Source organism: Streptomyces sp. NBC_01003, assembly GCF_045162695.1.
In the GTDB taxonomy this organism is placed as follows: Bacteria; Actinomycetota; Actinomycetes; order Streptomycetales; family Streptomycetaceae; genus Streptomyces.
On sequence record NZ_CP108708.1, the window covers coordinates 128,078 to 152,952 of the forward strand.

Here is a 24,875-nt window from a genome sequence, read left to right on the forward strand (position 1 = left end):
TCATGAGGCGCAATTCCAGGAGGCATCACGTGGCGATCAAGCACCGCAAGTTGGGGACACCCGGACTGGACGTCCCGGCTCAGGGCCTCGGCTGCATGGGCATGACGTTCGGCTACGGCGAGGCGGACGAGACCGAGGCACGTGCCACCATCGACCGGGCGCTGGAGCTCGGTGTCACCTTGCTGGACAGCGCCGACATGTACGGCCCGCACACCAATGAGGAGCTGATCGGCCGTGCCGTCGCCGGGCGCCGCGACGAGGTCGTGCTCGCCTCCAAGGTGGGCAACGAGATCAGCCCCGACGGCCAGCTGACGTGGCGGATCAACGGCCGCCCCGATTACATCCGCCGGTCGATCGAGGGCACTCTGCGCCGCCTGGGCACCGACCACCTCGATCTCTACTACCTGCACCGGGTCGACCCCGACGTCCCCGTGGAGGAGAGCTTCGGCGCGCTCGCCGAACTCGTGGAGGCCGGGCTCGTCAGGCACCTCGGGATCTCCGAGGCAGGACCGGCGACCATTCGGCGCGCTCACGCAGTGCATCCGCTGACCGCCGTACAGACCGAGTACTCGCTGTTCACCCGGGACGTCGAGGTCAACGGCGTGCTGGATACCGTGCGCGAGCTGGGCATCGGTTTCGTGGCCTACAGCCCGCTCGGCCGCGGGTTCCTGACCGGCACGATCCGCGACACCTCCGACATTCCCGAGGGCATCGACTTCCGGCGCATCGCTCCGCGTTTCAAGGACGAGAACATCCGCCGGAACCTGCCCGTCGTCGACCAGCTCAGCGATCTCGCCGCCGCGGCCGACACCACCGTCGTCCGGCTCGCGCTCGCCTGGGTGCTCTCCCGCGGCGAGGACGTCGTCGCCATCCCCGGCACCAAGCGGCGCACGTACCTCGAGGAGAACGTCTCCGCGGCCGACCTCGAGCTCTCCGCCGACGTCCTGGCGGCGATCGATGCCATCGCCCCGTACGGCGTCACCGCCGGCAACCGTTATCCGGACGCGGAGATGTCCTCGCTGAGCCGCTGAGCCCCGTTCCCAAGCCATCCGTTCCGAGCCCCCGGGAGAAAGACATGTCCGCCCAGACGCCTCGCCCGATACGCCGCGTTCTCATCGCCGGCGGCGGGATCGGCGGCATCGCCACCGCCCTGGCCCTGCAGCAACAGGGCATCGACTCCGTCGTCTTCGAACGCGCGCCCCAACTGCGCGACGGCGGCGCCGGACTGCACATCTGGACCAACGGCATGCTCGCCCTGGCCCACCTCGGAGTTGCCGACCAGGTCTCCGCGATCGCCCCAGCTCAGTCCGAGTGCCACTTCGCGACCTCGACCGGCCGGCCCATCGGCATGTGGCCGGTGGGCGAGTTCGTCGAGCGCTACGGGCAGCCCACGGTCGCCATCGGCCGCTCCGACCTGCACGGCATCCTGCGTGACGCCGTGACCGCGCCCGTCGTCACCGGCGCCGAGGTCACCGGGTACACCGAGCATCCCGACGGGGTGAGCCTCCACTTCGCCGACGGCACCTCCGAGGAGGGCGACCTGCTGATCGGCGCCGACGGTGTCCGCTCCGCCGTTCGCGCCCAGCTGCTCGGCCCCCAGCCTCCCGACTACACCGGCTACATCGCCTGGCGCGGGCACGCCGAGATGAGCCCCGAGGAGTTCCCGCCCGGCACCTTCCAGGCCCTGTTCGGTCCGGGGACCCGCTTCACGTGCTACGACATCGCCCCCGGCGTCGTGCACTGGATGAGTGTCGCCGACGGCCCCGCCGGCGGCCGCGACGAGGGCACGCCCGAGCAGACCCTGGACATGCTGCGCGCCCGGCACGCCGGCTGGACCGACCCGGTGCGGCGGATCCTCGACGCCACCACGCCGGAGAGCATCCTGCGTGGCGATGTCCTGGACCGCAAGCCCGACTCCGTCTGGGGACAGGGCCGGGTCACCCTGCTCGGCGACGCCGCGCACGCCATGAGCTTCAACATCGGGCAGGGCGCCTGCCAGGCCATCGAGGACGGCCTCGTCCTGGCCGGACACCTCGTCTCGCCCGGTGTCACCGTCACCCAGGCCCTGCGCGCCTACGAGGCCGAGCGGCAGGAGCGCACCCGGCCGATGCAGTTGCTGGCGCACCGCATCGGCGTGCTCGGCTCCCTGCAGAACCCGGTCGCCGTCTGGCTGCGCGACCGGGTTATGGGACTGACCTGGAACAAGACCTTCCAGTCCACGGAACGCGATCACGTCGCCTACGGCACGCGGTGGAACTCCGGCGCCGCCACCACGGTGTGAGCACGTTCGTACCCGCCCACGATGAGAGGACTGCTGTTGTGACCACTGCGGCCACCACCAACCCGGCGCGAACACTGTGGGAAAGCGCCGAGGAACGAAACAAGGCGACCATCCGGCGCGTCTTCACCGAGTTCGTCAACCAGGGCGACGCCTCGATCGTGGACGAGCTCTACCGGCCGGACATCGTCGACCACGCGGGCCTGCCCGGCGCGCCCGAGGGCGCCGAGGGCGTGAAGTACACCATCGCCGGACTGCGTGAGGCGTTCCCCGACTTCCACGTCACCATCGAGGACATCAGCGCACACGACGATCTGGTCGTCATCCACAACACCTGGCGCGGCACCCATCAGGGCGAACTGCTCGGCATGGCACCCACCGGCCGTTCGTTCCTTTCCGTCGGCATCGTCATCTGGCGGTTCGACGAGGAGGGCAGGATCGCTGAACGCTGGGAGCACGGCGTGGCGTCCAACATGTTCGCCGCGCTCGGCATGCGCATGCTGGCGCCGCGCAAGGGCCGCCGGCCCACCGTGGAGGGTGCCCGTTCCGTGACCCGGACCGTGCCGCTCAGGCCCGGCAAGCCCCTGGCCTGGCAGCAGCTCACCGCCGAGTTGCAGGGGCCGCGCCGGCGCGAGTACGAGGCTTCCCGGCGAAGGCTGGGCATCACCGGCGAGGTGCTGCGCATCGACCCGCGGCCCGACCAGGACCACGTGATCGTGCACTTCGAGACCGCGGACCCGGAGCGGACCAGGAAGCGCTGGGCAGAGTCGAAACACCCCTTCGACCAGTGGCTGCGCGAGCAGATCCTCGACATCCACGGCGAGGATCCCTGGCTCGGTCCCCCCACCTCCTGCGAGTCGGCCGGTCTCGCCTGGACGGCGCCGCCGCAACTCACCCCGGACCGACCCGACGGATCCCGCTGACCTGCGCACGGTCTGCCGACCAGCGTTCCAGCCGTCCTCCAGATCAGGTCGGCAGACTGGAATCTCCCCCCGACGACGGGCCCACGCCGTACATCCCCCGGCGGCGCGGGCCCGTCAGTTCTCCTGCTGTCGCAGCAGCGCCTCGATACCGGGGACGAGGTCGGCGGGCCGCGGCATACGGGCGATGGTCCGGCCCAGTTTCGCGGCCGCGGGAAGCACCCGACCGCCGTTGACCAGATCAGCGATGTGGAAGCGCAGCCGCAGCATGCTGGGGGCGCCCGCCAGTTCGTCGTCGGTCAGGCAACGGCCGATGCCGGCCCGCTCCAGGCGCTTGCCCGCCTGCCGTTCCTCCTCCCCCGCCGGCAGCACCAGCTGGGAGACTCCGTACCGGGCGGCCGCGTACACGATCCCTTCGTCCCCGCCATGCACGACGACGACACTGCCCTGCAGCGCCACGCTCCAAGGGTGGTCGTCGCCCGTCAGCACGAGGAGTTGCAGGCCGAGGCTTTCGACGCCCTCGGCGACACGGCGGAAGAGCTGTGCGCGGCGCCGGTCCTCGGGCCGGGTCCCGGTCGGCACCCCGGTGATACAGACGCGCGGAAGCAGCGACAGCTCGGTGAGCCAGGGCGCCGGCTGTCCGGGCAATTCGTAGGCATCACAGCGCACTTGCCAGGCATCGGGCTCCGGTCGTTCCCGCAGCAGCGGCGGACAAGGGTCGATCCAGACGGTCGGCCGCGGCGACAACGGCGGGTGGGCATACGGAAGATAGCCGATGGTGGGCACCCCGGACTCGGCCGCCATGGCAGTCGAGTCGGGGCACAGCGGGTCATGGACCACCAGGTCGGGCCGCCAGGCTCGGCTGAACTGCTGCGGACCGGCCAGCACCGGGACGAGCCCGGCCCGGACCACACGGTGGCGGGCCCGGGCCGGACAGGAGAAACGAACCTCGTGCCCGGCCGCCTGCAATTCCCTCGCGAGCAGCACCAGGCGCAGCGCCGCCGGCATGCCGAGGCCCGCCGAGAAGAGCACACGCACAGTTCCTCCCTGGGCCGTTACCTGGCGAAGCGGTCGAGCACCCGCCCGGTCCCGGCGTCGACGTCCAGCGCCGGATCGCTTCCGAGCACGGCCCGCTGCAGATGCTGCAGACGCTGCGAGGGCTCGATGCCCAGTTCCTCCACGAGACGGGTCCGCAGATTCTGGAAGACATCGAGCGCCGCGGAGGGCCGCCCCGCCCGGTAGAAGGCCACCATGGACTGGGCGTGCAGCCCCTCGTGCAGCGGGTGGCGGGCGGCTAGTGCGGTGAGCTCGGTGAGCAGTTCGCCGTGACGGCCGAGCCGAAGCTCGACGTCGATGCGCCGCTCCAGCACCCCCAGACGGCTCTCCTCCAGCCGCATCGCCTCGATCTCGAGCAGCGGGCCGGTGCGTACGTCGACCAGGGCCGGGCCCCGCCACAGGCCGAGGGCCTCCCGGAACAGCTCCGCGGCCTGCCGGTGCTCACCGCGGTCGAAGGCGCGCTGACCGAGGGAGGACAGCCGGTCGTGCTCGTGCGCGTCGATGCTGCCCGGCTCGGTGTGCAGGAGATATCCCCCGTGCCGGGTCAGCAGCAGTTCCTTGGAGCCGCCGGGCTCTCCGTCCAGCGCCTTCTCCATGCAACGCCGGATCTGCAGGATGTAGGTCTGCAGCGTGGTGAGCGCGCTGCGCGGCGGGGCATCGCCCCAGATCTCCTCCATCAGCGCGGAAACCGGCAGAACCTGGTTCGCGTAGATGGCGAGCAGCGCCAGGATCTGCCGCGGCTTCGCCGCTGTGGGCAGGATCGGAATGCCCTTCAGCTCGGCATCCAACGACCCCAGAACGGAGATTCGCATGCGGCCCCCTTATGTCTCTGTCATCGGACCCTGAACCTCCCACGCGGCCGCATCACGCGGACAGTGCGTCGCTCCCGCTCGTCCGGGTGTGTTTGTCCTGCTCAGGGTGTGACCGATTCATGGGCCGCGGGACCGTGCCGGACATGACTGAGGCCCCGCCCGCCTTCACGGCACGCGGGGCCTGTGGTCCGGCTGGAAGGGGAGGAGAGCCGGACCCGCGGTGGTTCAGTCTCCGGTGAGCGCGGGGCGGTCGTACAGCGCGAGGCAGTCCTCGTACGCCGGCAGGAGCCCTTTCGCCAGTGCCTCCGCCGCGGTGGGCGCGGCCAGGTCCTCGTCGGACATCACCGGCGCCCCGGTGAGCCCCCACGGCAGGGCCAGAGCGGGGTCGAGCGCGCTGACCGTGTAGCCGGCGCCGGGCGTGTCCGGCCGGGAGCTGTGACAGGCGATCACCGTATCGTCCTCGAGCGCGAGCCAGGCGTGGCCGAGGCCCTCGGAGACGAACACCCCGGACGCGTCGCGGTGGTTCAGCCAGACCATCTCGTGCCGACCGTAGTCCGGGGACCCGACACGCAGGTCCACCACGACGTGGACGGCGGAGCCCCTCACACAGTCGAACAGCCGGGCACGGCCGTCCTCGCCGGCAGTGCCGTGGATGCCACGCAGTACCAGGCGTTGCGCGGCCGACAGGCCGCTGTACCGGATCGCGAAGGGCCGTCCGATCGCGTCCTCGACGTCGTCCTGACGAAACGTCTCGTAGCGGACCACGACCTCGTCCCCAACGGCCCGGGGCGAAAGCAGGAACGTGCCCGGCAGGGCGAGTTCGCTGATTTCCAGGCTGCTGCGTTCCATGCCCACGAAGGTAGCCACCGCTGCTCAAGACCGGCTGGAGCTGTGCCGATGCACGGTCTCCGGAGCATCAACAACCCTTCTGGTACCGGAACTTGACCATGGCTCAGCGGGCCGGCGCACGCGGGTGGCGGCCCACCTCGCCCATCGACACAGAGCGAGCACGAGCGCCAGGCCGAGCAGCAGCCGGCCGGCGGGGTCCGGGGCGGAGGCCGCCACGAGAGCGGACGGATCTTCTCGGTCGAGGGGTTGCACGTGCGCACCTCCTGGAACGGACAGGAGGACAGCCGGACGCAGCCGATCACCAACCAGCCCGAGATCGGCATCCCGGGCATCGTGGTCAAGGAGTTCGACGGCGTTCTGCACTGCCTGATGCAGGCCGAGATGGAGCCGGGCAGTCTCGACACGGTGCAGTTGTCACCTACCGTGCGGGCCACCCGCAGCAACGGCACGGGGGTTCGGCGGTGCGCTACCTGGAGCACTTCGTGCCCCCGAACCGGGGCGGCCGCGTGCTGTTCGACTCGCTGCAGTCGGAGCAGGGGGCCTGGTTCCTTCGCAAGCGAAACCGGAAACGTGGTCGTCGAGGCGGTCGGCGAGATACCCGGGCACGAGGGTGACCCGCTGGTCCCGGCCCCTGCTCGCCCCTGCCGAGCAGGGGCCGGCCGCCTTCCTGGTACGCCAAGTCGCCGGCGTCCCCCACCTGCTGGCGCACGCCAAGGTCGGAGGAACGTGGCGGAGCTCGCTCCGACCGTGCAGTGCCGGCCGGGCCAGGCGCAGTCCCTGCCGGCCAAGTCGCGGCCGCGCTATCTGGACCTGGTCCTCGGTGCACCGCGGGAGCGGGTGGTCTTCGACTCGGTGCAGTCCGAGGAAGGCCGCCGCTGCCAACCGCTGCCTGCTGGTGAAGGCCGGCGACGAGTCGGGCCTCCATATGCACGTAGTTGCCGTGCCGCAGCAGCCCGCCCGAGCTGGTCTTCGGACACCCAGATGAGATCCTCGGGCACGTCGAGCGGGAACCGGGGCGCGCCTAGGCCTGTGCGGCCGCCGCCGGGGTGGCACCCAGCTGCCGGAAGAGGTCGTCCATGTTCAGCTGGTCCCAGTGCTCGGCGAGCAGCCCGTCCGCCACCCTCCAGATGTCGATGGACTGGAAGTTCACCGGACGTCCGGTCGCCGGTATGCCGAGGAACGTGCCCTGGTGGGTCGCGCTGTACTCCAGGCGGGCGGCCACCCGGTTCCCTTCCGCGATGACGTCGTGCAGCACGGCCTTCAGGTCGGGGAAGGCGGTGAACACCTGGGTCCAGAAAGCCCGGTTGGCCTCGATGCCGTCGGCCACCCCCGGGTTGTGGTCGATGTGTCCGGGCGCCGTGTGCTCCTCCATCGTGCTGACGTCATGGTTGTTGATCATGTCCACGAAGCTCTGGATGAGAGCGTGGGGGTTATTCGACATGCTGGCCTCTCTCGGCTGGGTGTCGGAGGGAACGTTTGGTCAGAGCATCGCGGCCGGCGGTCGAGCCACCCTCGAGCACGCCCACCGCCGGCGGCTCGAGCGGGGTTCGAGTGCTTCCTGGTCAAGCTGGAGACAGTCCCGGTTCTCGAGTCCGGTAGCCCCCACGCAAGGGAACACGCCCAGCACGAGCGGGTCGTCGAGACCCTCACCGCAGTCGACGCGCTGGTCACCCGGTGGGCGCCCACCGCGGACGCGGAGACCCGCGACCATCTCGTGGCCGCGCTCGAGGAGCACCGCACGGTACTCGTCGAGCACCTCGACGACGAGGAGGCACACCTGCTGCCCCTCGCCGAGCGATTCCTCACCGCCGAGGAGTTCGGCGCACTGGGCGAGCACTTCGTGCAGAACACCCCCAAGACCAAGCTGTTCAAATACTTCGGCATGGTCATGGAGGAGGCCGACGAGCGCGAGCGCGCGATCCTGCTCGGCAACCTGCCCGCGCCCATCCGCCTGATGTGGCGCGTCCTGGGTCCGTCGCTGTACGCCCGCACCCTGCGCCAGGTCCGCGCCACGGCCTGACGTCCGTACACACCACACACCGCGCCCCGCGCTCACCGGTGCGACACCGCTGGTCAATTCGGGGGTGGCGCTACTCGGCCCCACCGAGCATCGGCTCGGCGGGGCCGAGTGCTGCGAAGTGGCTGGTGCGGGCGCTGGCTCGTGGTGTTTCGGTGAGGGGGCCTTGACTCCGGATCTTGAACACGTCCATGCGGCTCGGGTCAACCGCGTTCCTCCTGAACGCTTACGCGACAACAGGCTCAGGGCAGTTCTGCCTCGCGGCCGCTGGAGCAGAACTCTGTCGTCAGGCGCAGGCCGTCCTCGAGGGACACCTGCGGCTTCCAGCCGGTGGCGGCCTGGAACGCGGAGGAGTCGATGATCACACTCCGAAAGTCGCGGACCTCGGCGTACTCCGGCGGCGCCACGGAGACCACCGGCACTGGTTCCTTGCCCGTCTGTCCGGCGACCAGCGCGGAGACCGTGCTGAACACGGCCCCGAGCGGGGCCCCTTGGCCAGTGCCAAGCAGCCAGCGCTTTCCCGCGAGCACGTCCATGCAGGGGATGGCGGCCCAGAAAGCGCGGGCGACATCCTCGACGTGGAGCAGGTCCCGGCGGACGGTTCCGTCGTGCCACATGGTCAGGGGTTCGCCCGCCACAGCGCGGCGCGCCATCGTGGAGACGATGCCCTTGTCCCGGGTGGTGGACCCGGCGGCGCCGTAGCCGTACACCGTGGTGAGGCGCAGGCAGGCACCACGCACCGTTCCCGCTGTGTCGGCCGCCAGCAGCAGTCGCTCCGCCGCAAGTTTCTGTCGTTCGTACTCGCCCTTCGGCCGGTCGGGTTCGGTGCCGTCCAGGACCTCCTTGTCCGAGGGGCCGGCCGCCGTGACCGATCCCGTGAACAGGACGGTCGGGGGCGCCTGGGAATCGGATCGGTCGCGAAGAGCGTGCAGCAAGTCTTGCATCAGGCCCACGTTGACGCGTTCGGCGACTGTGTCGCCATCCGCTATGCGCCAGGTGGATGCCCCTGCGATGTACGCCAGCGAGTGGATGACAACATCGGCGCCGGCGACGGCGACGGCCATCTGGCCGGGCTCGGTCAGATCCGCGGAGAGCACCTCGATCTCGGCACGGGCGTTCTTGGGGACAGGGAACTTCCTGCGGGAGACGGCCCGTATCCGGACCGGGTGCTGCGCCAGCTCGCGGAACACGGCGGATCCGACGAACCCGGCGGCGCCCAGCACCACGACGAGCGGGGAGTCCACGGTCACAGCGCTGCCTCCAGCGTCCGGGCGGGGTTCAGTTCGGGGAGCAGGCCGCCGGCCAGGGTGATTCCTTTCACGCCCATACCTCCATGAGAGTTTGTGTGGTCCAGGAACCATGGTTCCTGGTGTGCCGGTTCGGTCGGCCGGTGCTCAGTGCGCCGTTCGGCGTATCTCGTCCAGCAGGCGCGCCTGTTCCACTGCTGCTTCGTCCAGCGGAGCGGCAGCGGGCACCGCGGCTGCGAAGGCCGCGACGGTGTCCGTCACCTGGTCGTCGGGCGTCAGCTTCACCTCGGTGCCACCGTCCTGGTTCTCGACCCGAACGACCGGTACTTCGTCACAGGACCTTTCCGGCCGGTTGCTGATGCCCGCAAACACAGCAAACCGGACAGGGAGGTCTTCATCAGACAAGGGAGCGATCAGGAACCGCAGGCCGTCCCCCTGGATTTCCGGTGGCCATCGGCCTGGACTTGATCGGCCGCACGCCTAAGGCTTGCCACGGCCGCCGGCGGCGATGAGGCGGCCGAGCGTTCTCGCGTCGCTTATCAGTGGGGCGTCGAACTCCCGCGATCCCGTCTTCACAGCATTCAGAACCTGCGTCAGGAACAGCTGCATGCTGTCGGCCGGGTCTACCTGATGGACGTACTGCTGATCTTTGGTCTGGACCCGGATGCCGGGCGCCGGGGCGGGGGGCATCGAGAAGGGGCGCTCGAACTCGATTGCGCAGCCCTCGCCCAGCAGCCGCAGCGTGTTCTGGTACACCGTCGTGAACCCGAAGTGCCCGACGGCCGTTCTGCCGCCTGGATAACTTGCCAGCACGCTGTACGCGGTCTCGAGGCCATCCTCAGTGCGCTCGCTCACCAGCACGCTCAGCTGCTCGGGTTCGGCCTGCCAGAGCACCCTGCCCAAGGACGCCATGTAGGGGCCGGTGTCGAAGAACGCGCCACCGCCGCGGGCGCGGTCGTAGCGGAAATCGTCGCGGGGAACCGGCGGTGTGAAGACCGCGACCGCCTTGGTGATGTCGCTGCCGAGACGCTCAGTGATCGCCTGGGCCTCCGCGAACATCGGGTGGAAGCTGTAGCACACGGCCTCGGCGAGCACGAGGGACGAGGACCGGGCCAGCGACACCATCTCCTGCGCCGTATCCGCGTCCAGCAGGGCCGGTTTGTCGACGATGACGTGGTGTCCCGCATTCAGCGCATGCCGTACCGCAGCCGCGTGCTCGCTGTTGACCAGCGACACGTAGACCAGGCCGGGGCGTACGGTGTCCAGCGCCACTCGCCAGTCCCGGTGGATGCGGCCCAGTTTCGCGAGCGGCCCGACGGACTCGGCGTCGGCGTGGGCGCTGGCGATGTCTACTGCCGCGATCCCGGCCGTGGCTGACGCGGCCGGCAGGATACGCCGCTGCGCGAACTTGGACATGCCTATCAGAAGGAGGTCCATATCACCCTCAGGATTCTCGATCGGGGGTTCAGCCGCCCGCACCGAACGTACATCCGGGCGCGGGGCTTGTGTGGCGTGGGCAACGGGCAGCTGTGGCGGGCGAGAGCCGGCGAGAGATCCGTGGCACGACGTCGCCGGCCCGCTCGCCACCCACCCCCACCTCACCCGCCGGTTGTCAGAGAAGACATGCGGCCAGGCTCCGAGCCTCGACGTTGACGTGGTATCCGAAACGAGTCATGCGGTTGAGCTGAGCGAGGGTCATCCACCGGTAGTTGTCCGGCGCCTCGATCTCGTGATCCTCGGGGAGTTGAACGACCTGGTGGAGTGTGTCCGCCTTGGAAAAGCGGCCGCCGTCCTCCGACTGGATGGCTTTCAGCCGGATCCAGGATTCGGGTGCGTCGAGGTATTCCGTCAGCGGCGGGAAGTCCTGAGGGCCGCGGTGGTAGCCCGGAGAGAACTGCACGGTGGGTGCGAGTTCGAGACGGTCCGTCAGGCCGGGCTGAACCTGGGCCTGGACCAGGAACTGCAGTACCCCGGCCCGCCGTTGGCAGATCAGGGCCACGACGTTTCCGGGGCGGGGCTCGAGCATGGGCTGCCACCACGTGCCGACCTCCCGGCTTGTCGCCTGGACCGACATGCCGATGATGTCGAAGATGCGGCCGTCGCGATGGCGGATGCTGTCGTCATCGCAGATCCATTCGTCCATGTCCCGCAGGCTGATCCGCCTGACGTCCAGGCTGAACTTCGCCTTCTGGTCGATGAGCCACGTCAGCGCACCGGAGAGGTCGGCCGCCGAAGACGGCGTCCGGTGCGACTCCACGAGCTCGGCGTGGAATCCGTCGGGCTGCTCATCGTGGAGCAGCCGGTCGCTGCCGGCAGCACCGTAGGTGATTCCGGAAAGCACGGTACGGGCATTCATGTTGACGCCGTTGCCCTGCGTGAGCTGCTGACGCACCTGCCCCAGAGTGAGCCAGGTGAAATCGTCCTCGACAGGTACTTCCTCGTCCTCGGGCACCTCGACGATCATGTTGCGGTTCCGCTTGTACAGGTACCAGAAGCCGTGCTCGGAGAGGAGTTGGTCGAACAGGACACGTCGCCGCGTGCCCTCCAAGAAGTAGTCCAGATACGGGGTGGCTCTGCCGCCGTGGACGCGCTGGTAGTTGCTCTGGGTCGCCTGGACGGTCGCCGCGTACTGGACGAAGGTGGTGTTCCCCGGCTCCATCTTCGCCTGCATGAGGAAGTGGAGCACGCCGTCGAACCGCTTGGCGAGGATCCCCAGGATGCCGATCTCCGGCTGGACGATGATCGGCTGGGTCCACTGCGGCACGGGGCCGAAATCCGTCCGTATGGAGAGCCCTTCCACCGTGAAGAACTTGCCGTCCGCGCGGCTGAGCCGGTCACCGTGGTGCCAGTTCGGGAGAGTGGCCAGTGGCACCCGCTCGACCTCGTACGAGGCGGACAACTCCCGTTCCGTGAGGAAGGCGCCTGCGTCGGGGGTCAGCCGGGACTTCGACACCATCGCCGACGCCAAGAAGTCGTCGGCACCGTACGCCTCAGGCTGCATCCTGCTACTTCCTTTCAACTTCATGGGCCATGACTGCCACACCGGCGGCCGAGCCGAGCGGCTCGCCAGACCAAATGGATGGAAAACACCTACGTCGTGATAGGCCCCAGCCGGCCCACGGCTTGAAGCCCTCGTCGAGGAGTTCGGGGAAGATCCAGGGGTTGCCGACGTTGCGGTGGTCGGGGGTGTTCCAGTCTCCGCTGCGCCACCGGTCGTGGAAGTTGACGGTGACTTGAATGTCCGGGCGGTACTTGCGGATCGAACGCGCGATGTCACGGCGCAGCGGCAAGCCGTACTCGATGATGCCGTCCGGGTGGCCGAGGAAGTCCACGTCCCGCACCCCGACCGCGGCCGCGGCCCGCAGTTGCTCCTCGGCACGCAACTCACCGGTGGCGTCCGGGTGCATGGTGGCGATCCCGGCTTCGCCACGGCTCGCGACGGCGTAGGCGACGAACTTGCCCCGCGCGGTCCATTCGGCGACCGCGCAAGCGGGCCCGTACTCCAGGTCGTCGGGATGCGCGACGACGCACAGCGCACGCTGCCAGTCCTCCGGCATCGGTTCGTACGGCTTGGTCATGTTGCCTCTCCCGGGATGCACGTCGGGCGAGACGTGGTCTCCTCGGCGGAATGCAGGCACTCCTCGAAGAAGGCGAGCGCGCGCAGGTGGTAGGAACGGGCGGCCCGGCCGAGGCTGATGTTGTGGCCCGCGCCGGACTGGCGCTCGACCCGGAGGACGGGTGCCTTGGCCAGCCGGGAGGTCATATCGGCGACGTCCGGCTCCTCGTGCAGCCACCATGCCTCGTGCTCGGCGAAAGTCAGCCGCAGCGGGATGTCGATCCGCGGCGCCAGCTCCTCGAACATCTCCGGCCACAGAGGCACCTCGGCGGCCTCACGGGCAGGGATGGGGGCGACCAGGGCCTCGGCCGCGCGGAACGTGCCCGGCGGGTAAAGCCCCAACGGACCCCAGTTGCGCTCCCACTCCAAGTGACGGCGCAAGCGCGGCCGTTCAGCCGACTCCACGGCGTAGCGGTGACCGACACCAGAGGCGTCCAGGGCGAGCAGGCCGGGGGTACGCGCGACGGTCGTGAGGGCGAGCATGCCGCCGTAGGAGTGGGCCAGCAGCAAGAACCCCCTGCCGACGGTGTGCCGGTCGGCGAACGCGTCGAGCGCCCCGGACAGGACGGCGGACTGCTCCTCGAGGGTCAGGCCGGCGGGCACCTGCGCCGCGGACCGGCCGTAGCCGGGCCGGTCCAGCGCCAGCACCGTGAACCCGAGCCGGACGCCCAGCGTGAGCAGAGACAGGTCGGCATCGGCCTGCCCGTCGAAGTAGCCCGCCCGCATGCCGCCGCCGTGCACGGCCACGACGGTCGCCCGAGGCGGCCCGTCGGGCGGCTCCGCCAGCAGACCGGACAAGGTGAGGCCCGCGACATCGAGGAGGATCGGGCGCACCCCGGCCGAGTAGGTCTGCGACGGCGCCTTCCGGCCCGTCCTGGACACGCTCATGAGTGGTGGTCCTTGTCGGTCGCGGTGGACTGAGCCGGCTGCCGGGGTGCCCGGATCCGCGCGCCCCGGCGACTTGTGGCTCAGGCGAGCTGACGGGCGAAGGTGGCCATGTCGAAGTAGAGGGTCTCGTCGATCAGGACATCGCCGCCGCCCGCCGTCTGCTCATCGACGGGGGAGCGCCCGCGTCTCGCAGGCCCCGCGCTCACCGGTGAGCGCGGGGCGCGGTGCGTACCGGGGCCCGTCAGCTGACGAACTCGGGGAACCTCGCGACCGTCTCGGCCGGCTCGGGCATGGCCTCGATCTCGTGGGCGACCTTGCGGGCGGCCTCCCGGTATGCGCCGTCGGTCAGCAGGGTGCGCACCTCGGCCTCCACCGCCTCGGCGGACACGGCCTCGCCGATCAGCAGGCGGCCCGCTCCGGCCGCGCTCACCGCGGGTGCGTTGCCGAAGCCGTCACCCTCCGCCGGCAGGATCAGCTGGGGCAGTCCCGCGGCCAGCGAGGCCAGCGTGGTGCCGTGGCCGCCGTGGTGGACGACGGCGGTGGCGTGCCGCAGTGCCTCGGGCTGCGGCACCCAGGGGAGCGCGACGACTCGGTCCGGCAGGTCGCCCAGCGCGGCCGGGTCCACCACAGCGCTCGTCGCGACGAGGACCCGCGCGTCCAGCGGCAGCAGGCCGTCGATCGCGGTGCGCAGCAGCTCCGCGGAGGTGACCACGGTGCCGAAGCTCAGGTAGACCAGGGGGCCCTCCCCCTGGGTGACGCGCGCGGGCAGCTCGCCCGGTTCGGCGAAGGAGACGGGCCGCTGCGGGATCACCTGGACGCCCGAGGCCAGGAACTCCTGGTTCTGCAGGGAGGGAGGGCAGATGTCGATGTACGGGTTGCCCAGGGTCTGGCTGTGGCCGAGCTTGTCGGCCACTGCCAGGTCGCTCGCCGTGGCGAACAGTTCCTGCTGGATCAGCGGGTCCATGGTGGGGTCGGACGAGACCCGGCCGATGCCGTGGCACACGGCGGGTACGCCCGCCGCCGCGGCCGCGAAGGCGGCGCCCGGGTTGAGGATCTCGTAGACGACCAGGTCCGGCTCGACCGAGTCGAGGACGGGGGTGAGGTCCGTGAAGACGCTGCGTGGCAGCACCGAGCCGAACGCCTTCACGGCCAGGCTCGCCAGCACCTCGGGCGGAAGGTCACTGGCCTGTGCGGCACCGCCGTTGGCCTCCAGGAATGCCTGGCCGCCGGCCGCCTCGATGAACGCCTCGGGGACGGTGAGCCCGGCGGTGACCGGGCGCAGCTCCGCCTTCTCGAGGATCGGGTGGAACTGCTCGCTGGTGGCGAACCAGACCTCGTGCCCGGCCGCACGTGCCGCCTGGGCGAGCGGCATCAGGGGGAATATGTGTCCGTAGTTTCCGAGGCTTGCGAAGAGAACCTTCATGTCGCGCGCGGCCTTTCTGCCGGTGGCGTGATGAGAGATGGCGTGATGCCGAATTCCCGCGGCCCGACGCGATGTCGTCGTGTCGGGCCGCGGGTCGGCGTACGAGGTGTCAGCGGGAGGCCGAGGGGGTCGGTGCGACCGCGTCCTGGGCCGATCCGGCACTGTGCTGCTTCTCCGCACCGGCGGGCCGGGTGGCGAAGAGCATCACGACGGCGGCGAGCGCCATGGCCGCCGCGCCGACCCACAGGGCGGGTACGAAGCCGTCGACGAAATTCCGGCCCGATGCGTAGCCGCCGTTGTGGGTGAAGACGCTGGTGAGGACGGCCACGCCGAGCGCCGCGCCCAGCTCGCGCATGGCCGACGTCGAGCCGGAGGCGATGCCCTGCTCGGAGACGTCGACGGAGCTCATCGTCAGGTTGATGAGCGGGGCGAAGAAGCAGGCGACGCCTACGCCGCCCAGGAGATAGCCGGGCAGTTGCTCGACGTAGGACGCGTCGGGGCTCATCACCAGCGCCCAGTAGGCGAACCCGGCGGCAAGCAGCGCGAGTCCGAAGACCGCCACGGGACGTCCGCCGATCTTGTCCGACATGATGCCCGCGACGGGCGCGATCAGGAGCGGCATCGCCGTCCACGGCAGCATCCGCACGCCCGCCTCCGTCGGCGACATGTGCTGGATGTTCTGCATGAACTGCGTGATGAGGAAGACCACGCCGTACATGGCGAAGGCCTGCAGCAGGCCGCCGGCGTTGACGGCGCTGAAGGCCCGATTGCGGAACATGCGCATGGGCAGCATCGGCGCGCTGCTGCGCCGCTCCCACTGCACGAACACGGCGACCAGCAGGGCACCGGCCACCATGGGGCCCGCGACCAGCGGGGCGCCCCAGCCGTCGTGACCGTTGGCCCGGATCAGGCCGTAGACGAAGCCGAGGAGGCCGAGGCTGACCAGGAGCGTACCCGGCACGTCCAGGCGGTTGTTCGGACCACGGCTCTCGGCCAGACCGCGCCAGGCGGCCGGGACGAGCAGCAGGCCCACCGGCACATTGATCCAGAAGATCCAGTGCCACGACAGGTTTTCCGTTACGACTCCGCCCACCAGCGGGCCGCCCGCGATGGCCAGTCCGCCGACCGCGCTGTAAATGCCGAGGGCGGCGCCCCGCTTCGCGGCGGGCACGGCGCTGGTGAGCAAGGTGAGGGAGAGCGGCATGACGACGGCGGCACCGGCGCCCTGGACCACGCGGGCGGCGATCAGCTCGCCGATGCCCGGTGCCAGAGCGGCCCCGGCCGACGCGGCCGTGAACACCAGCAGACCGGCGATGAACACCCGGCGGCGCCCGAACCGGTCGCCGAGGGCGGCACCGAACATCATCAGCACGGCGAACGACAGCGTGTAGGCGTTCACCGTCCATTCCAGGTCCTCCAGGCTGCCACCGAGTTCGTCCCTGATGGTGGGCAGCGCAACGAGGACCACCAGATTGTCGAGCCCCGCCATGAAGGTGGCCAGGGCCGTGATCAGTGTGGCCATGCCTGGGGACTTCCCCGCCCCAGCCGCACCGCCGCCGGCGGCGACCTTGTCAGTACTCATTCAGGGATTTCCTTCCGATTCCACCATGGGGGGGCCGCGGTTTCGGTCGCGCGGTCGGTGCCGAAGCGCCGACCCGATGCGGACGGCGCAGGGCATCACGTCGAGGCTAGGCAGCCGTGCTCGAGCGCCGGTTGAGTCCCGACCCACGGCCCTGGGGGCCACGCCTGCCTCCAGCACTTCTCGGCCCGCACTCGATCGGACCGCAGCACCATCGGGCAGCGGGACTCGGGCAGGCCGTGGGCCCGCACCGCCACAGGCGCCCCCGCGTCCCGGCTGCACCGCATCCACCCGCCGCCATGAGAGACAGCCTCATGACAACGGAACCGACTGACCGCCCCTGGTGGGTCTCCCGATCCTCCGAACGACCGGAATCAACCCACCGACAACGTAAGGAAAGCTGAGATGAAGGGCATCATCCTCGCCGGCGGCAGCGGCACCCGGCTGCGCCCGCTGACCGGCGCGCTGTCCAAACAGATCCTGCCGGTCTACGACAAGCCCATGATCTACTACCCGCTCTCCGTGCTGATGCTGGCCGGCATCCGGGACATCCTGCTGATCTCGTCCAGGGACCACTCGGACAGCTTCCGCACCCTCCTCGGAGACGGCTCCCGGCTCGGCCTGAACATCGAGTATGCCGAGCAGGACCAGCCGCGCGGCATAGCCGAAGCCCTGGTCATCGGCGCCGACTTCATCGGGGACGACCAGGTCGCGCTGGTGCTGGGCGACAACATCTTCCACGGGCCGCGGTTCTCGCTGCTCCTGGACGACGCGCTGCGCCGGCTCGACGGTGCCGCGCTGTTCGGCTACCGGGTGAGCGATCCGCACCGCTACGGGATCGGGGAGGTCGACGCCGACGGCCGACTGCTGTCTCTGGAGGAGAAGCCCACCAACCCGCGCTCCAACATCGCGGTGACCGGGCTGTACCTCTACGACAGCGACGTGGTCGGGATCGCCAAGAACCTCTCCCCGTCGGCGCGGGGCGAGCTGGAGATCACCGACGTCAACCTCGCCTACCTGGCGCAGGGCCGGGCCCGGCTCACCGAGCTCGGCCGCGGCTTCGCCTGGCTGGACATGGGCACCCACGACTCGCTGCTGCAGGCGGCGCAGTACGTCCAGCTGATCGAGCAGCGACAGGGCGATTGGATCGCCTGCGTCGAGGAGGTGGCACTCAACCGCGGCTTCATCACCGCCGAACAGTGCCGGCGCCTCGGCGAGGAAATGGCGGGCACGGCTTACGGCGCCTACGTCACCGAGGTCGCCGCCCGCCAACGCCCGATACCGACCGCCCGCGTAGCCTGAGAAGGAGAACGTCCGTCATGACCACCCGTGTTCTGGTGACCGGCGGGGCCGGATTCATCGGCTCGCACTACGTCCGTACGGTGCTCGGCCCCGACGGTCCCGGCGATGTCTCGATCACCGTCCTGGACAAGCTGACGTACGCGGGCAATCCCGCCAACCTCGACGAGGTCCGGGCGCACCCGCAGTTCTCCTTCGTGCAGGGCGACATCTGCGACCCCGAGCTGGTCGGCAAGCTGATGGCCGAGCACGACCAGGTGGTGCACTTCGCCGCCGAGTCGCACGTCGACCGCTCGATCGACGGCGGCGCCGAGTTCGTGCGCACGAACGTGGTCGGCACGCACACGCTCGTCGACGCGGCGCACCGGGCCGGCATCAGGGTCTTCGTCCACATCTCCACCGACGAGGTGTACGGCTCGATCGACGAGGGCTCCTGGCCCGAGAGCCACCCTCTGCGGCCCAACTCGCCGTACTCCTCCTCCAAGGCCTCGAGCGACCTGATCGCGCTGTCGTACCACCGCACCCACGGCCTGGACGTCCGGGTCACCCGTTGTTCGAACAATTACGGTCATCACCACTTCCCCGAGAAGGTCATCCCGCTTTTCGTGACCAACCTCCTCGACGGCGGGAAGGTCCCGCTGTACGGCGACGGCCGCAACGTCCGCGACTGGCTGCACATCGACGACCACGTGCAGGGCATCGAACTGGTCCGCACCAAGGGCCGCGCGGGCGAGGTCTACAACATCGGAGGCGGCACCGAGCTCTCCAACAAGGAGCTCACCGCCATGCTGTTGAAGGCGTGCGGCGCGACCTGGGGGGTAAGCGTCGAACACGTCGAGGACCGCAAGGGGCACGACCAGCGCTATTCCGTCGACTGCACGAAGATCCGCAAGGAGCTGGGGTACGAACCTCGCAGAAACTTCGAGGAGGGGCTGGCCGAAACCGTCAAGTGGTACCGCGACAACCGCAGTTGGTGGGAACCGCTCAAAGCGGCGGCCGACGGAGGTGGGGCCTCCAGTTGAGTGAGAACTTCACCCTCCACCGGTGAAGGCGACACTGTCCGTCACATCCCTCACTCGCGAAGAATCCTGGTCATTGGAGCACCAGCCCACCACGTAAGTGAGGACCTTCTCCGATGAGCCACGCCAGTGTCACCGCCACCCTCTCGGCGCGCATCACCGAGGCAGCTCCCGCACGTCCGCTCCTGGTGGTCGAACACCTTGACCACACCGTCAGCTCCACCGTGATGTTCACCCTCTGCGCGGGCCCCGGGGAGCCGAACGCCGCCGCGTTCACCCTCTGCGCAGGTCCGCCCCCCGCGAACTTCTCCCCCACCACGGCCCCCGTGGCCGTCGAGGGTGATGCAGTCGCGGGGGCCTGGATATGACCTCTGAGTCGTCCGTCCCCCGGAGATCCGGACCGGCCGCCCTACAGGACGGCTCGACCCTCGTGGGTTTCAGGCACCACCTGCGCCCGGCGACCGTCCCCGGCGAGGCGACCTATCTGGTGTCCCGCCAGGGCGTGACCACCCTGCACGGCCTCCTCGCCGATGTGCTGGTCCCGCTGCTCGACGGCAACCGGTCACTCGCCGAGATCCTGCACGCTGCCTCGCCCGCCCTCACCACCGAGGAGGCCGAGGACGGGCTGCGCCTGCTCAGCGAAGCCGGGCTGCTCCGCTTCCGCAATCCCGCCCTGGCGGCGACGGACACCGACCCGGTCGCCGAGGCGTACTGGGACCTGGCCGGCCTGGACGGCGCCCGGGCCGCGGCGGGCCTGACCTGCTCCCGGCTGCGGGTCCTGCCGCTCGCCGGCGTCGACGCCGGACCGGTGCTCGCGGCGGGCGTGGAGTCCGGCCTCAGTGTGACCGACTCGGACACGGACCTCACGCTGGTCCTGTGCGACGACTACCTCTCCCCCGAGCTGGAGCGGGTCGACGCCGAGCACCGGGCGGCGGGCAGGCCGTGGCTGCTCACCCGGCTGTGTGGCTACGAACCCTGGATCGGCCCGTTCTTCCGGCCGGACGAGGGACCCTGCTGGTCATGCCTGGCCTACCGGCTGGAGCAGCACCGCGGGTACGAAGGATCGCTCCAGCAGGCCCTGGGCCTCGACCGTCCGCTCGTCCGGCCGATCGCTTCGCTTTCGGCCGGGCGCGTCATGGCCGCGCAGAGCGCGGTCCTGGAGGCCGCCAAGTGGCTGGCCGGCCTGCGCTACGCAGACCAGGGCTCCATCCGCACGGTCGACACCCTCAACCTGCGCACCCGCGTCCACGCCGTGTCCCGGATCCCCCAGTGCCCCTCCTGCGGCGAACCCGGCCTGACGCGCCGGCGCGTGCTCGCGCCGTTCGTCCCGGTGTCGCGGACCAAGGCCGGGAACGGAGACCACCGGGCACTCAGCCCCGACCAGCTGCTCAAGCGCCACGCCCACCTGGTGAGCCCGATCACCGGAATCGTTCCGGTGCTCGAACCCTCCCCCGGAGCACCGGAGTTCGCCACCACCTACGTATCGGGGCACAACCTGGCGATGCGGGACCGCGGTCCTGCCGGATTGCGCTCGCAGAGCGGCGGCAAGGGCCTGACCGACACGGAGGCCCGCACCAGCGCCCTGTGCGAGGCGGTGGAGCGCTACTGCGGCACCCGGCACGGCGACGAAGCGGTCGTGGTGGACACCCTGCAGGCCCTCGGCGACCAGGGTGTCCACCCCAACGGTTGCCAGCTGTACGCGGACCAGCAGTTCCGCGACCGGGACCGCTGGAACCGCTCGGGCTCGCCCTTCCACCATGTGCCCGAGCCCTTCGACGAGAACCGGCCGGTGGAGTGGACACCCGTGTGGTCCCTGACCGAGCAGCGCCAGCGGCTGCTGCCCACCTCGATGCTCTACTTCTCCTCCACCCGTTGTGCGCGAGGGCCGTACGCCGACTCCAACGGCAACGCGGCGGGCAGCAGCCCGGAGGACGCCCTGCTGCAGGGTTTCCTGGAGCTGGTGGAACGGGACGCCGTCGCCCTGTGGTGGTACAACCGCACCCGGCAGCCGGCGATAGACCTGGACTCGTTCCACGAGCCGTACATAGGGCGGCTGCTTGACGGATACCGGAAGCTGGGCCGGGATCTGTGGGCACTGGACCTCACCTCGGACCTCGGCATCCCCGCGGTCGTGGCAGTGTCACGGCGTACGGAGGGACCCACCGAGGACATCATCTTCGGCTTCGGCGCACACTTCGACCCGGCCATCGCGCTGCGCCGCGCGCTCACCGAGACGGGGCAGCTGCTGCCGGCCGTGAGCACGGACCGCCCCGGCGGCGGCTACGGCATCACGGATCCGCTCCCGGTCCGCTGGTGGCGGCAGGCGACTCTGGCCAACCAGCCCTATCTGGCGCCGGACCCGGCCGCCCGACCGCGGACTCCCGGCCACTGGAACTACGTGGTCCGCAACGATCTGCTCGACGACGTCAGGGCCATCACCGAACTCACCGCCGCCAAGGGCCTGGAGCTGCTCGCCCTCGACCAGACCCGGCCGGACGTCGGAATGCCGGTGGTCAAGGTGATCGTGCCGGGGCTCCGGCACTTCTGGGCCCGGTACGCGCCAGGCCGACTGTTCGATGTACCTGTCACGCTCGGACGCCTCTCCCAGCCCACCCCGTACGAGCAGCTCAACCCGATCCCGCTGTTCGTCTGACGCGACTGCGTGTGCCGGTCCAGCGCTTCGGGCAGGGCGAGTCGGCCGCTCTGCCCGAAGCGCACCGGCCGGCGGAACTGCCGCGCCGCGACGACTTCCGGCAGGACACCCGGGAAGAGGATGCCGCTCCGAGGGCGCTCGCCTCCGCTCGCCCGGGTCGGGGTCGAGCCGGTCCGGCGCCGGGCACCGGGTCATGTGCTGGTCGAAGCGGCATTCGACGACAGCTCGCCGACAGTGGGCCGCCCGGCCGAGTCGGCATCCGCTGTCGCCGCGCCCGATCCGTCTTCCACGGACCGCGGCGCTCGGGCAGATCCAGCCAGGCCGCTCCTTCGACAGCTTCCACAGCCTCCCCGTCGGCCACCGACGACGGCCCCGCACAGGTCGTCCCGTGGGAGCGCCCGCCCTCTCCAGACCAGCGTCGACGCCCTCGACGAGGCGATGCTGCAGTGACGCCCGGTTCCAAAGACGACCACCGCACATCAGCCAACCTGCTTAGAATGAGGCCCAGTTGTTCGAGCCGGCATCGAGACACGAGGGGAGCTGGGAGACGAGAGATGGACTGCACCGGTCCGAACAGATCCCCATCGCGTGCCAGCCAATCGCAGGACTACGGGAGCGTGGCCACCAGAACCGCCCGGGGCATTCTGTTGGCCGCGCTGGTCTGTTATCTGGGCATCACCTTCCTCAACATCCTTTCCCTGTCGCTCGACGCGTACGACCTGACCCGCGCCGTGGTCTGCTTGATGTTGGTGTTCCTGCTGCAACTCGTGCACTCGGCACCCGGCATCTCCAAGGCGCGGATTCGCACCAAGATGCTCACCCTGGCCGCCCAGGGCCTCCTGTCCTACCTGCCGTTGATCTGGTTCGGGGTGTTCTGGGGCTCCATGGCCGGCTTCTTCGCCGGCTCCCTCCTGCTTGTCCTGCCGCCCGCGGTGGGCTGGACGCTGTACGGACTGACGGCGCTCAGCATGATCATCCCCGGCGTCCTGGACGGCCGGGGTGCCATCGACACGGTGTACCTGGCCCAGACGACCGCGCTCACAGGTCTCGTCGTCTACGGTCTGAGCCGCTTGACCAGCCTGGTCGACCAGTTGCACAAGGCCCGCACCGACCTGGCCCGACTGGCCGTCAGCAACGAGCAGTTACGATTCTCCAGGGATCTGCACGACCTGCTCGGGTACAGCCTCTCCGCCGTATCCCTGAAGAACGAGCTGATCCGCCGCCTCATCCCGACCAATCCGCACCGGGCCTGCGAAGAGGTCGACGAGGTACTCGTCATCTCCCGCCAGGCACTGGCCGATGTGCGCCGCGTCGCGAGCGGGTACCGGGAGATGTCCCTCAGTTCCGAACTCACCTCCGCCGAATCGGTGCTGACCGCCGCCGACGTCTCGGTCACCGTCGACACCCAGGACGACATCGAGCGCCTCGGGCTGACGACATCCACCGTGCTGGCCACGGTGCTGCGCGAGGGCGTCACCAACCTGCTGCGGCACTCCAAGGCCTCGCGCTGCTGGATCTCCGCCCGGATCGAGGGCGATGTCGTCCGTCTCGCGATCGCCAACGACGGCCTGGTACTCGGCTCTCATCTCCGGTCGCCGCACAGCGGCAGCGGCCTGGGCAACCTCGAACGACGACTGGAAGACATCGGTGGCCGGCTGATCGCACAACGCCTCCCCGACGCTTCCGACACGGACCTCTTCCGACTCATGGCCGAGACACCGATGAGGGAACACGAGCCGACCACCCGCGCACAAGGGTGATCACGAACAAAGACCAGCCGTACGGCCGGACAGAAAACGAAGCGTAGGCAACCTTGGTACCAGCTCTCCCGCTGACGAAACTCCAACGGGCGAGGCGCTGGGCAGGATCCAACAGGATCCCCGTATGCGGGAGAACGGTGAACGGCGACGATGATTCGGATCCTCCTGGCCGAAGACATGCACATGGTCCGCGGCGCACTGGTGGCTCTGCTCAATCTGGAGGACGACCTGGAAGTGGTCGCCGAGCTCGAGCGCGGCGACCAGATCCTGAGCCAGGCACGCGAACACCGGCCGGACGTGGCCATCATCGACATCGACCTGCCCGGTCTGGACGGACTCAGCGCGGCCGAACTCCTGCACGAGCGACTCCCTGAGTGCCGGACCCTGATCCTCACCAGCCTCGGCCGCCCGGGCACGCTGCGTCGGGCGATGTCCGCGCACGTCTCAGGTTTCCTTCTCAAGGACGCACCACCCAGCGATCTCGCCCAGGCCGTCCGCCGGATCGTCACCGGCCAGCGGGTGATCGACCCGCAACTGGCCCTGGCCGCCTGGGGCGGCAGCGAGAGCCCGCTGACCATCCGTGAGACCGAGGTACTGCACATGGCCGCTCAGGGCTCGGAACCACAGGAGATGGCTGCGCAACTCCACCTTTCGGTGGGCACAGTACGCAACTACCTCACCACGGTCGTGACCAAGCTGAACGCGCGTAACCGGGTCGACGCCATACGCATCGCCCGCGAGTCGGGCTGGCTGCTGTGACCGGTCAGCCCACGGCCACCGTCATGCCGGCCCCCGCCAGGTGACCGAGGATCGCCAGGGTCAATTCGGCGGGCAGCGGGGCCACTTCGACCAACGCGTCCGGTGTCGTGGGCCAGGCCAGCAGAGACACCACCCACATCGCCTCGGGGCGGTGGATCTGCACCCGGTGTTCCAGGGCGCCGCACTCCAACAGGAACGCGTTCCCTTGCACCGTGATCGTCACGTTGGGCCTCAGCCGCACCCTGCGCTGCGACGGCACCCGGGCCAGGGCGAAGCGGGCGGTTCGACCCGCCGGCACCACCGACAGCACCGGCCCCTTGAGGTCTTCCAGGGCCAGCGTCCTGATCACCAAGTGGGAGATCGCGCGGAGCACCGACAGCACCACCATGTAGCTGTCCTGCCCGGCGGCTTCGTCCTTCGGCTGCAACAGGTTCGCGAGCCGGACGGGACCCAGTTCCATCCGGTGCAGCGCCTCGGCCACGACGGTCGTGGGAGCCTCGATCCGCTCGGTACCCTGCGGACCGCTGAGCACGAGCGCCTGGCCCTCCTCGTCCCACCCGACCGCCGTGTCCTCTCGCAGGGACCACAGGTGGTGCAGGCGCAGGGGGGAGTCTTCCGCGGCTGGAATCACGAACAGCAGACCTCCTCGGGCTACTGGAGCCGGCCGAAGGGCGGCTCCTCCCCCGTGCTCCTCCCCCGT

Annotated in this window: 24 protein-coding genes and 2 pseudogenes; 12 read left to right on the forward strand and 14 right to left on the reverse strand. The window is 69.8% G+C overall.

Annotated elements, in window-relative coordinates; genetic code table 11:
- Positions 1-35: 35 nt before the first annotated feature.
- The 3 genes from OG698_RS48360 to OG698_RS48370 are packed head-to-tail and all read left to right on the forward strand — an operon-like array spanning position 36 to position 3,201.
- Entirely contained in the window at positions 36-1,031 is a 996-nt protein-coding gene (locus tag OG698_RS48360) for an aldo/keto reductase (protein ID WP_331729581.1), read from the forward strand.
- A gap of 44 nt (positions 1,032-1,075) precedes the next feature.
- Positions 1,076-2,281: an FAD-dependent monooxygenase gene (locus OG698_RS48365; RefSeq protein WP_331729426.1), complete on the forward strand. Its 1,206-nt coding sequence runs from the start codon at positions 1,076-1,078 to the stop codon at positions 2,279-2,281.
- 38 nt (positions 2,282-2,319) lie between these two features.
- Complete coding sequence (locus tag OG698_RS48370; protein ID WP_331729429.1) at positions 2,320-3,201, forward strand: ester cyclase; 882 nt, start codon at positions 2,320-2,322, stop codon at positions 3,199-3,201.
- A gap of 114 nt (positions 3,202-3,315) precedes the next feature.
- Here the strand turns inward: OG698_RS48370 and OG698_RS48375 are convergent, their stop codons facing one another.
- The 3 genes from OG698_RS48375 to OG698_RS48385 form a co-directional block, all read right to left on the reverse strand.
- Entirely contained in the window at positions 3,316-4,236 is a 921-nt protein-coding gene (locus OG698_RS48375) for a glycosyltransferase (protein WP_406111888.1), read from the reverse strand.
- 17 nt (positions 4,237-4,253) lie between these two features.
- On the reverse strand, positions 4,254-5,066 hold the full coding sequence (locus OG698_RS48380) for an AfsR/SARP family transcriptional regulator (protein ID WP_331729436.1): 813 nt from the start codon (positions 5,064-5,066) through the stop codon (positions 4,254-4,256).
- 225 nt (positions 5,067-5,291) lie between these two features.
- The gene (locus OG698_RS48385; RefSeq protein ID WP_331729439.1) at positions 5,292-5,915 is read right to left on the reverse strand and encodes a dTDP-4-dehydrorhamnose 3,5-epimerase family protein; all 624 of its coding nucleotides are present in this window, start codon (positions 5,913-5,915) and stop codon (positions 5,292-5,294) included.
- 252 nt (positions 5,916-6,167) lie between these two features.
- Here OG698_RS48385 and OG698_RS48390 point away from each other — a divergent pair.
- Together OG698_RS48390 and OG698_RS48395 are read left to right on the forward strand one after the other, a co-directional pair.
- Positions 6,168-6,529: pseudogene (locus OG698_RS48390) on the forward strand (NDP-hexose 2,3-dehydratase family protein).
- Positions 6,526-6,731: pseudogene (locus tag OG698_RS48395) on the forward strand (NDP-hexose 2,3-dehydratase family protein); the annotation flags it as partial. The pseudogenes OG698_RS48390 and OG698_RS48395, both read left to right, overlap by 4 nt.
- Before the next feature lie 205 nt (positions 6,732-6,936).
- Here the strand turns inward: OG698_RS48395 and OG698_RS48400 are convergent.
- Entirely contained in the window at positions 6,937-7,356 is a 420-nt protein-coding gene (locus tag OG698_RS48400) for an ester cyclase (RefSeq protein ID WP_331729443.1), read from the reverse strand.
- Between the two features lie 273 nt (positions 7,357-7,629).
- Here OG698_RS48400 and OG698_RS48405 point away from each other — a divergent pair, with 273 nt between their 5' ends.
- The gene (locus OG698_RS48405; protein ID WP_331729446.1) at positions 7,630-7,935 is read left to right on the forward strand and encodes a hypothetical protein; all 306 of its coding nucleotides are present in this window, start codon (positions 7,630-7,632) and stop codon (positions 7,933-7,935) included.
- 239 nt (positions 7,936-8,174) lie between these two features.
- On the opposite strand, the gene OG698_RS48410 is transcribed toward OG698_RS48405, so the two are convergent.
- From OG698_RS48410 to OG698_RS48450, 9 genes are all read right to left on the reverse strand, one after another.
- On the reverse strand, positions 8,175-9,182 hold the full coding sequence (locus OG698_RS48410) for an NAD-dependent epimerase/dehydratase (protein WP_331729449.1): 1,008 nt from the start codon (positions 9,180-9,182) through the stop codon (positions 8,175-8,177).
- 144 nt (positions 9,183-9,326) lie between these two features.
- The gene (locus OG698_RS48415; protein WP_406111892.1) at positions 9,327-9,584 is read right to left on the reverse strand and encodes a hypothetical protein; all 258 of its coding nucleotides are present in this window, start codon (positions 9,582-9,584) and stop codon (positions 9,327-9,329) included.
- 75 nt (positions 9,585-9,659) lie between these two features.
- Positions 9,660-10,595 (reverse strand): Gfo/Idh/MocA family oxidoreductase, encoded by a 936-nt coding sequence (locus OG698_RS48420; protein ID WP_331729455.1) that lies wholly within the window; start codon positions 10,593-10,595, stop codon positions 9,660-9,662.
- Positions 10,596-10,791: 196 nt separating this feature from the next.
- Entirely contained in the window at positions 10,792-12,180 is a 1,389-nt protein-coding gene (locus OG698_RS48425; RefSeq protein WP_331729457.1) for an NDP-hexose 2,3-dehydratase family protein, read from the reverse strand.
- A gap of 4 nt (positions 12,181-12,184) precedes the next feature.
- Entirely contained in the window at positions 12,185-12,757 is a 573-nt protein-coding gene (locus OG698_RS48430; protein ID WP_331729459.1) for a PIG-L family deacetylase, read from the reverse strand.
- The gene (locus tag OG698_RS48435; RefSeq protein ID WP_331729461.1) at positions 12,754-13,683 is read right to left on the reverse strand and encodes an alpha/beta fold hydrolase; all 930 of its coding nucleotides are present in this window, start codon (positions 13,681-13,683) and stop codon (positions 12,754-12,756) included. The genes OG698_RS48430 and OG698_RS48435 overlap by 4 nt, the downstream gene beginning before the upstream one ends.
- Before the next feature lie 80 nt (positions 13,684-13,763).
- Entirely contained in the window at positions 13,764-13,889 is a 126-nt protein-coding gene (locus OG698_RS48440) for a hypothetical protein (RefSeq protein WP_331729464.1), read from the reverse strand.
- Positions 13,890-13,924: 35 nt separating this feature from the next.
- Positions 13,925-15,055 carry a glycosyltransferase gene (locus tag OG698_RS48445; protein WP_406111895.1) on the reverse strand — a complete coding sequence of 377 codons (1,131 nt, stop codon included), beginning with the start codon at positions 15,053-15,055 and terminating at the stop codon, positions 13,925-13,927.
- A 160-nt stretch (positions 15,056-15,215) separates the two neighbouring features.
- Positions 15,216-16,688, reverse strand: a complete 1,473-nt coding sequence (locus tag OG698_RS48450) for a DHA2 family efflux MFS transporter permease subunit (RefSeq protein WP_406111897.1) — start codon at positions 16,686-16,688, stop codon at positions 15,216-15,218.
- 402 nt (positions 16,689-17,090) lie between these two features.
- Here OG698_RS48450 and rfbA point away from each other — a divergent pair, with 402 nt between their 5' ends.
- The 6 genes from rfbA to OG698_RS48480 all read left to right on the forward strand — a co-directional run bounded on the left by rfbA (position 17,091) and on the right by OG698_RS48480 (position 24,175).
- A complete protein-coding gene (gene rfbA / locus OG698_RS48455; RefSeq protein ID WP_331729468.1) occupies positions 17,091-17,987 on the forward strand; it encodes a glucose-1-phosphate thymidylyltransferase RfbA in 897 nt (298 codons plus the stop codon).
- A 17-nt stretch (positions 17,988-18,004) separates the two neighbouring features.
- On the forward strand, positions 18,005-19,006 hold the full coding sequence (gene rfbB / locus OG698_RS48460) for a dTDP-glucose 4,6-dehydratase (protein WP_331729470.1): 1,002 nt from the start codon (positions 18,005-18,007) through the stop codon (positions 19,004-19,006).
- A 113-nt stretch (positions 19,007-19,119) separates the two neighbouring features.
- Complete coding sequence (locus tag OG698_RS48465) at positions 19,120-19,371, forward strand: hypothetical protein (protein WP_331729472.1); 252 nt, start codon at positions 19,120-19,122, stop codon at positions 19,369-19,371.
- Positions 19,368-21,656: a TOMM precursor leader peptide-binding protein gene (locus OG698_RS48470; protein ID WP_406111900.1), complete on the forward strand. Its 2,289-nt coding sequence runs from the start codon at positions 19,368-19,370 to the stop codon at positions 21,654-21,656. The genes OG698_RS48465 and OG698_RS48470 overlap by 4 nt, the downstream gene beginning before the upstream one ends.
- A 617-nt stretch (positions 21,657-22,273) precedes the next feature.
- Complete coding sequence (locus OG698_RS48475) at positions 22,274-23,416, forward strand: sensor histidine kinase (RefSeq protein ID WP_406111901.1); 1,143 nt, start codon at positions 22,274-22,276, stop codon at positions 23,414-23,416.
- A 150-nt stretch (positions 23,417-23,566) separates the two neighbouring features.
- On the forward strand, positions 23,567-24,175 hold the full coding sequence (locus tag OG698_RS48480; protein ID WP_331729479.1) for a response regulator transcription factor: 609 nt from the start codon (positions 23,567-23,569) through the stop codon (positions 24,173-24,175).
- A 4-nt stretch (positions 24,176-24,179) separates the two neighbouring features.
- On the opposite strand, the gene OG698_RS48485 is transcribed toward OG698_RS48480, so the two are convergent.
- Positions 24,180-24,806 carry a hypothetical protein gene (locus tag OG698_RS48485; RefSeq protein ID WP_331729481.1) on the reverse strand — a complete coding sequence of 209 codons (627 nt, stop codon included), beginning with the start codon at positions 24,804-24,806 and terminating at the stop codon, positions 24,180-24,182.
- Positions 24,807-24,875 lie beyond the last annotated feature (69 nt).

Excerpts from the sequence above, each read along its gene's own strand:
- OG698_RS48400 (WP_331729443.1), bottom strand. The coding sequence starts at position 7,356 with ATGTCGAATAACCCCCACGCTCTCATCCAGAGCTTCGTGGACATGATC.
- OG698_RS48380 (WP_331729436.1), bottom strand. The coding sequence starts at position 5,066 with ATGCGAATCTCCGTTCTGGGGTCGTTGGATGCCGAGCTGAAGGGCATT.
- OG698_RS48385 (WP_331729439.1), bottom strand. The coding sequence starts at position 5,915 with ATGGAACGCAGCAGCCTGGAAATCAGCGAACTCGCCCTGCCGGGCACG.
- OG698_RS48365 (WP_331729426.1), top strand. The coding sequence starts at position 1,076 with ATGTCCGCCCAGACGCCTCGCCCGATACGCCGCGTTCTCATCGCCGGC.
- OG698_RS48465 (WP_331729472.1), top strand. The coding sequence starts at position 19,120 with ATGAGCCACGCCAGTGTCACCGCCACCCTCTCGGCGCGCATCACCGAG.
- OG698_RS48430 (WP_331729459.1), bottom strand. The coding sequence starts at position 12,757 with ATGACCAAGCCGTACGAACCGATGCCGGAGGACTGGCAGCGTGCGCTG.
- OG698_RS48450 (WP_406111897.1), bottom strand. The coding sequence starts at position 16,688 with ATGAGTACTGACAAGGTCGCCGCCGGCGGCGGTGCGGCTGGGGCGGGG.
- OG698_RS48480 (WP_331729479.1), top strand. The coding sequence starts at position 23,567 with ATGATTCGGATCCTCCTGGCCGAAGACATGCACATGGTCCGCGGCGCA.
- OG698_RS48425 (WP_331729457.1), bottom strand. The coding sequence starts at position 12,180 with ATGCAGCCTGAGGCGTACGGTGCCGACGACTTCTTGGCGTCGGCGATG.
- OG698_RS48445 (WP_406111895.1), bottom strand. The coding sequence starts at position 15,055 with ATGCCGCTCGCCCAGGCGGCACGTGCGGCCGGGCACGAGGTCTGGTTC.
- OG698_RS48435 (WP_331729461.1), bottom strand. The coding sequence starts at position 13,683 with ATGAGCGTGTCCAGGACGGGCCGGAAGGCGCCGTCGCAGACCTACTCG.
- rfbA (WP_331729468.1), top strand. The coding sequence starts at position 17,091 with ATGAAGGGCATCATCCTCGCCGGCGGCAGCGGCACCCGGCTGCGCCCG.
- OG698_RS48420 (WP_331729455.1), bottom strand. The coding sequence starts at position 10,595 with ATGTCCAAGTTCGCGCAGCGGCGTATCCTGCCGGCCGCGTCAGCCACG.
- rfbB (WP_331729470.1), top strand. The coding sequence starts at position 18,005 with ATGACCACCCGTGTTCTGGTGACCGGCGGGGCCGGATTCATCGGCTCG.
- OG698_RS48470 (WP_406111900.1), top strand. The coding sequence starts at position 19,368 with ATGACCTCTGAGTCGTCCGTCCCCCGGAGATCCGGACCGGCCGCCCTA.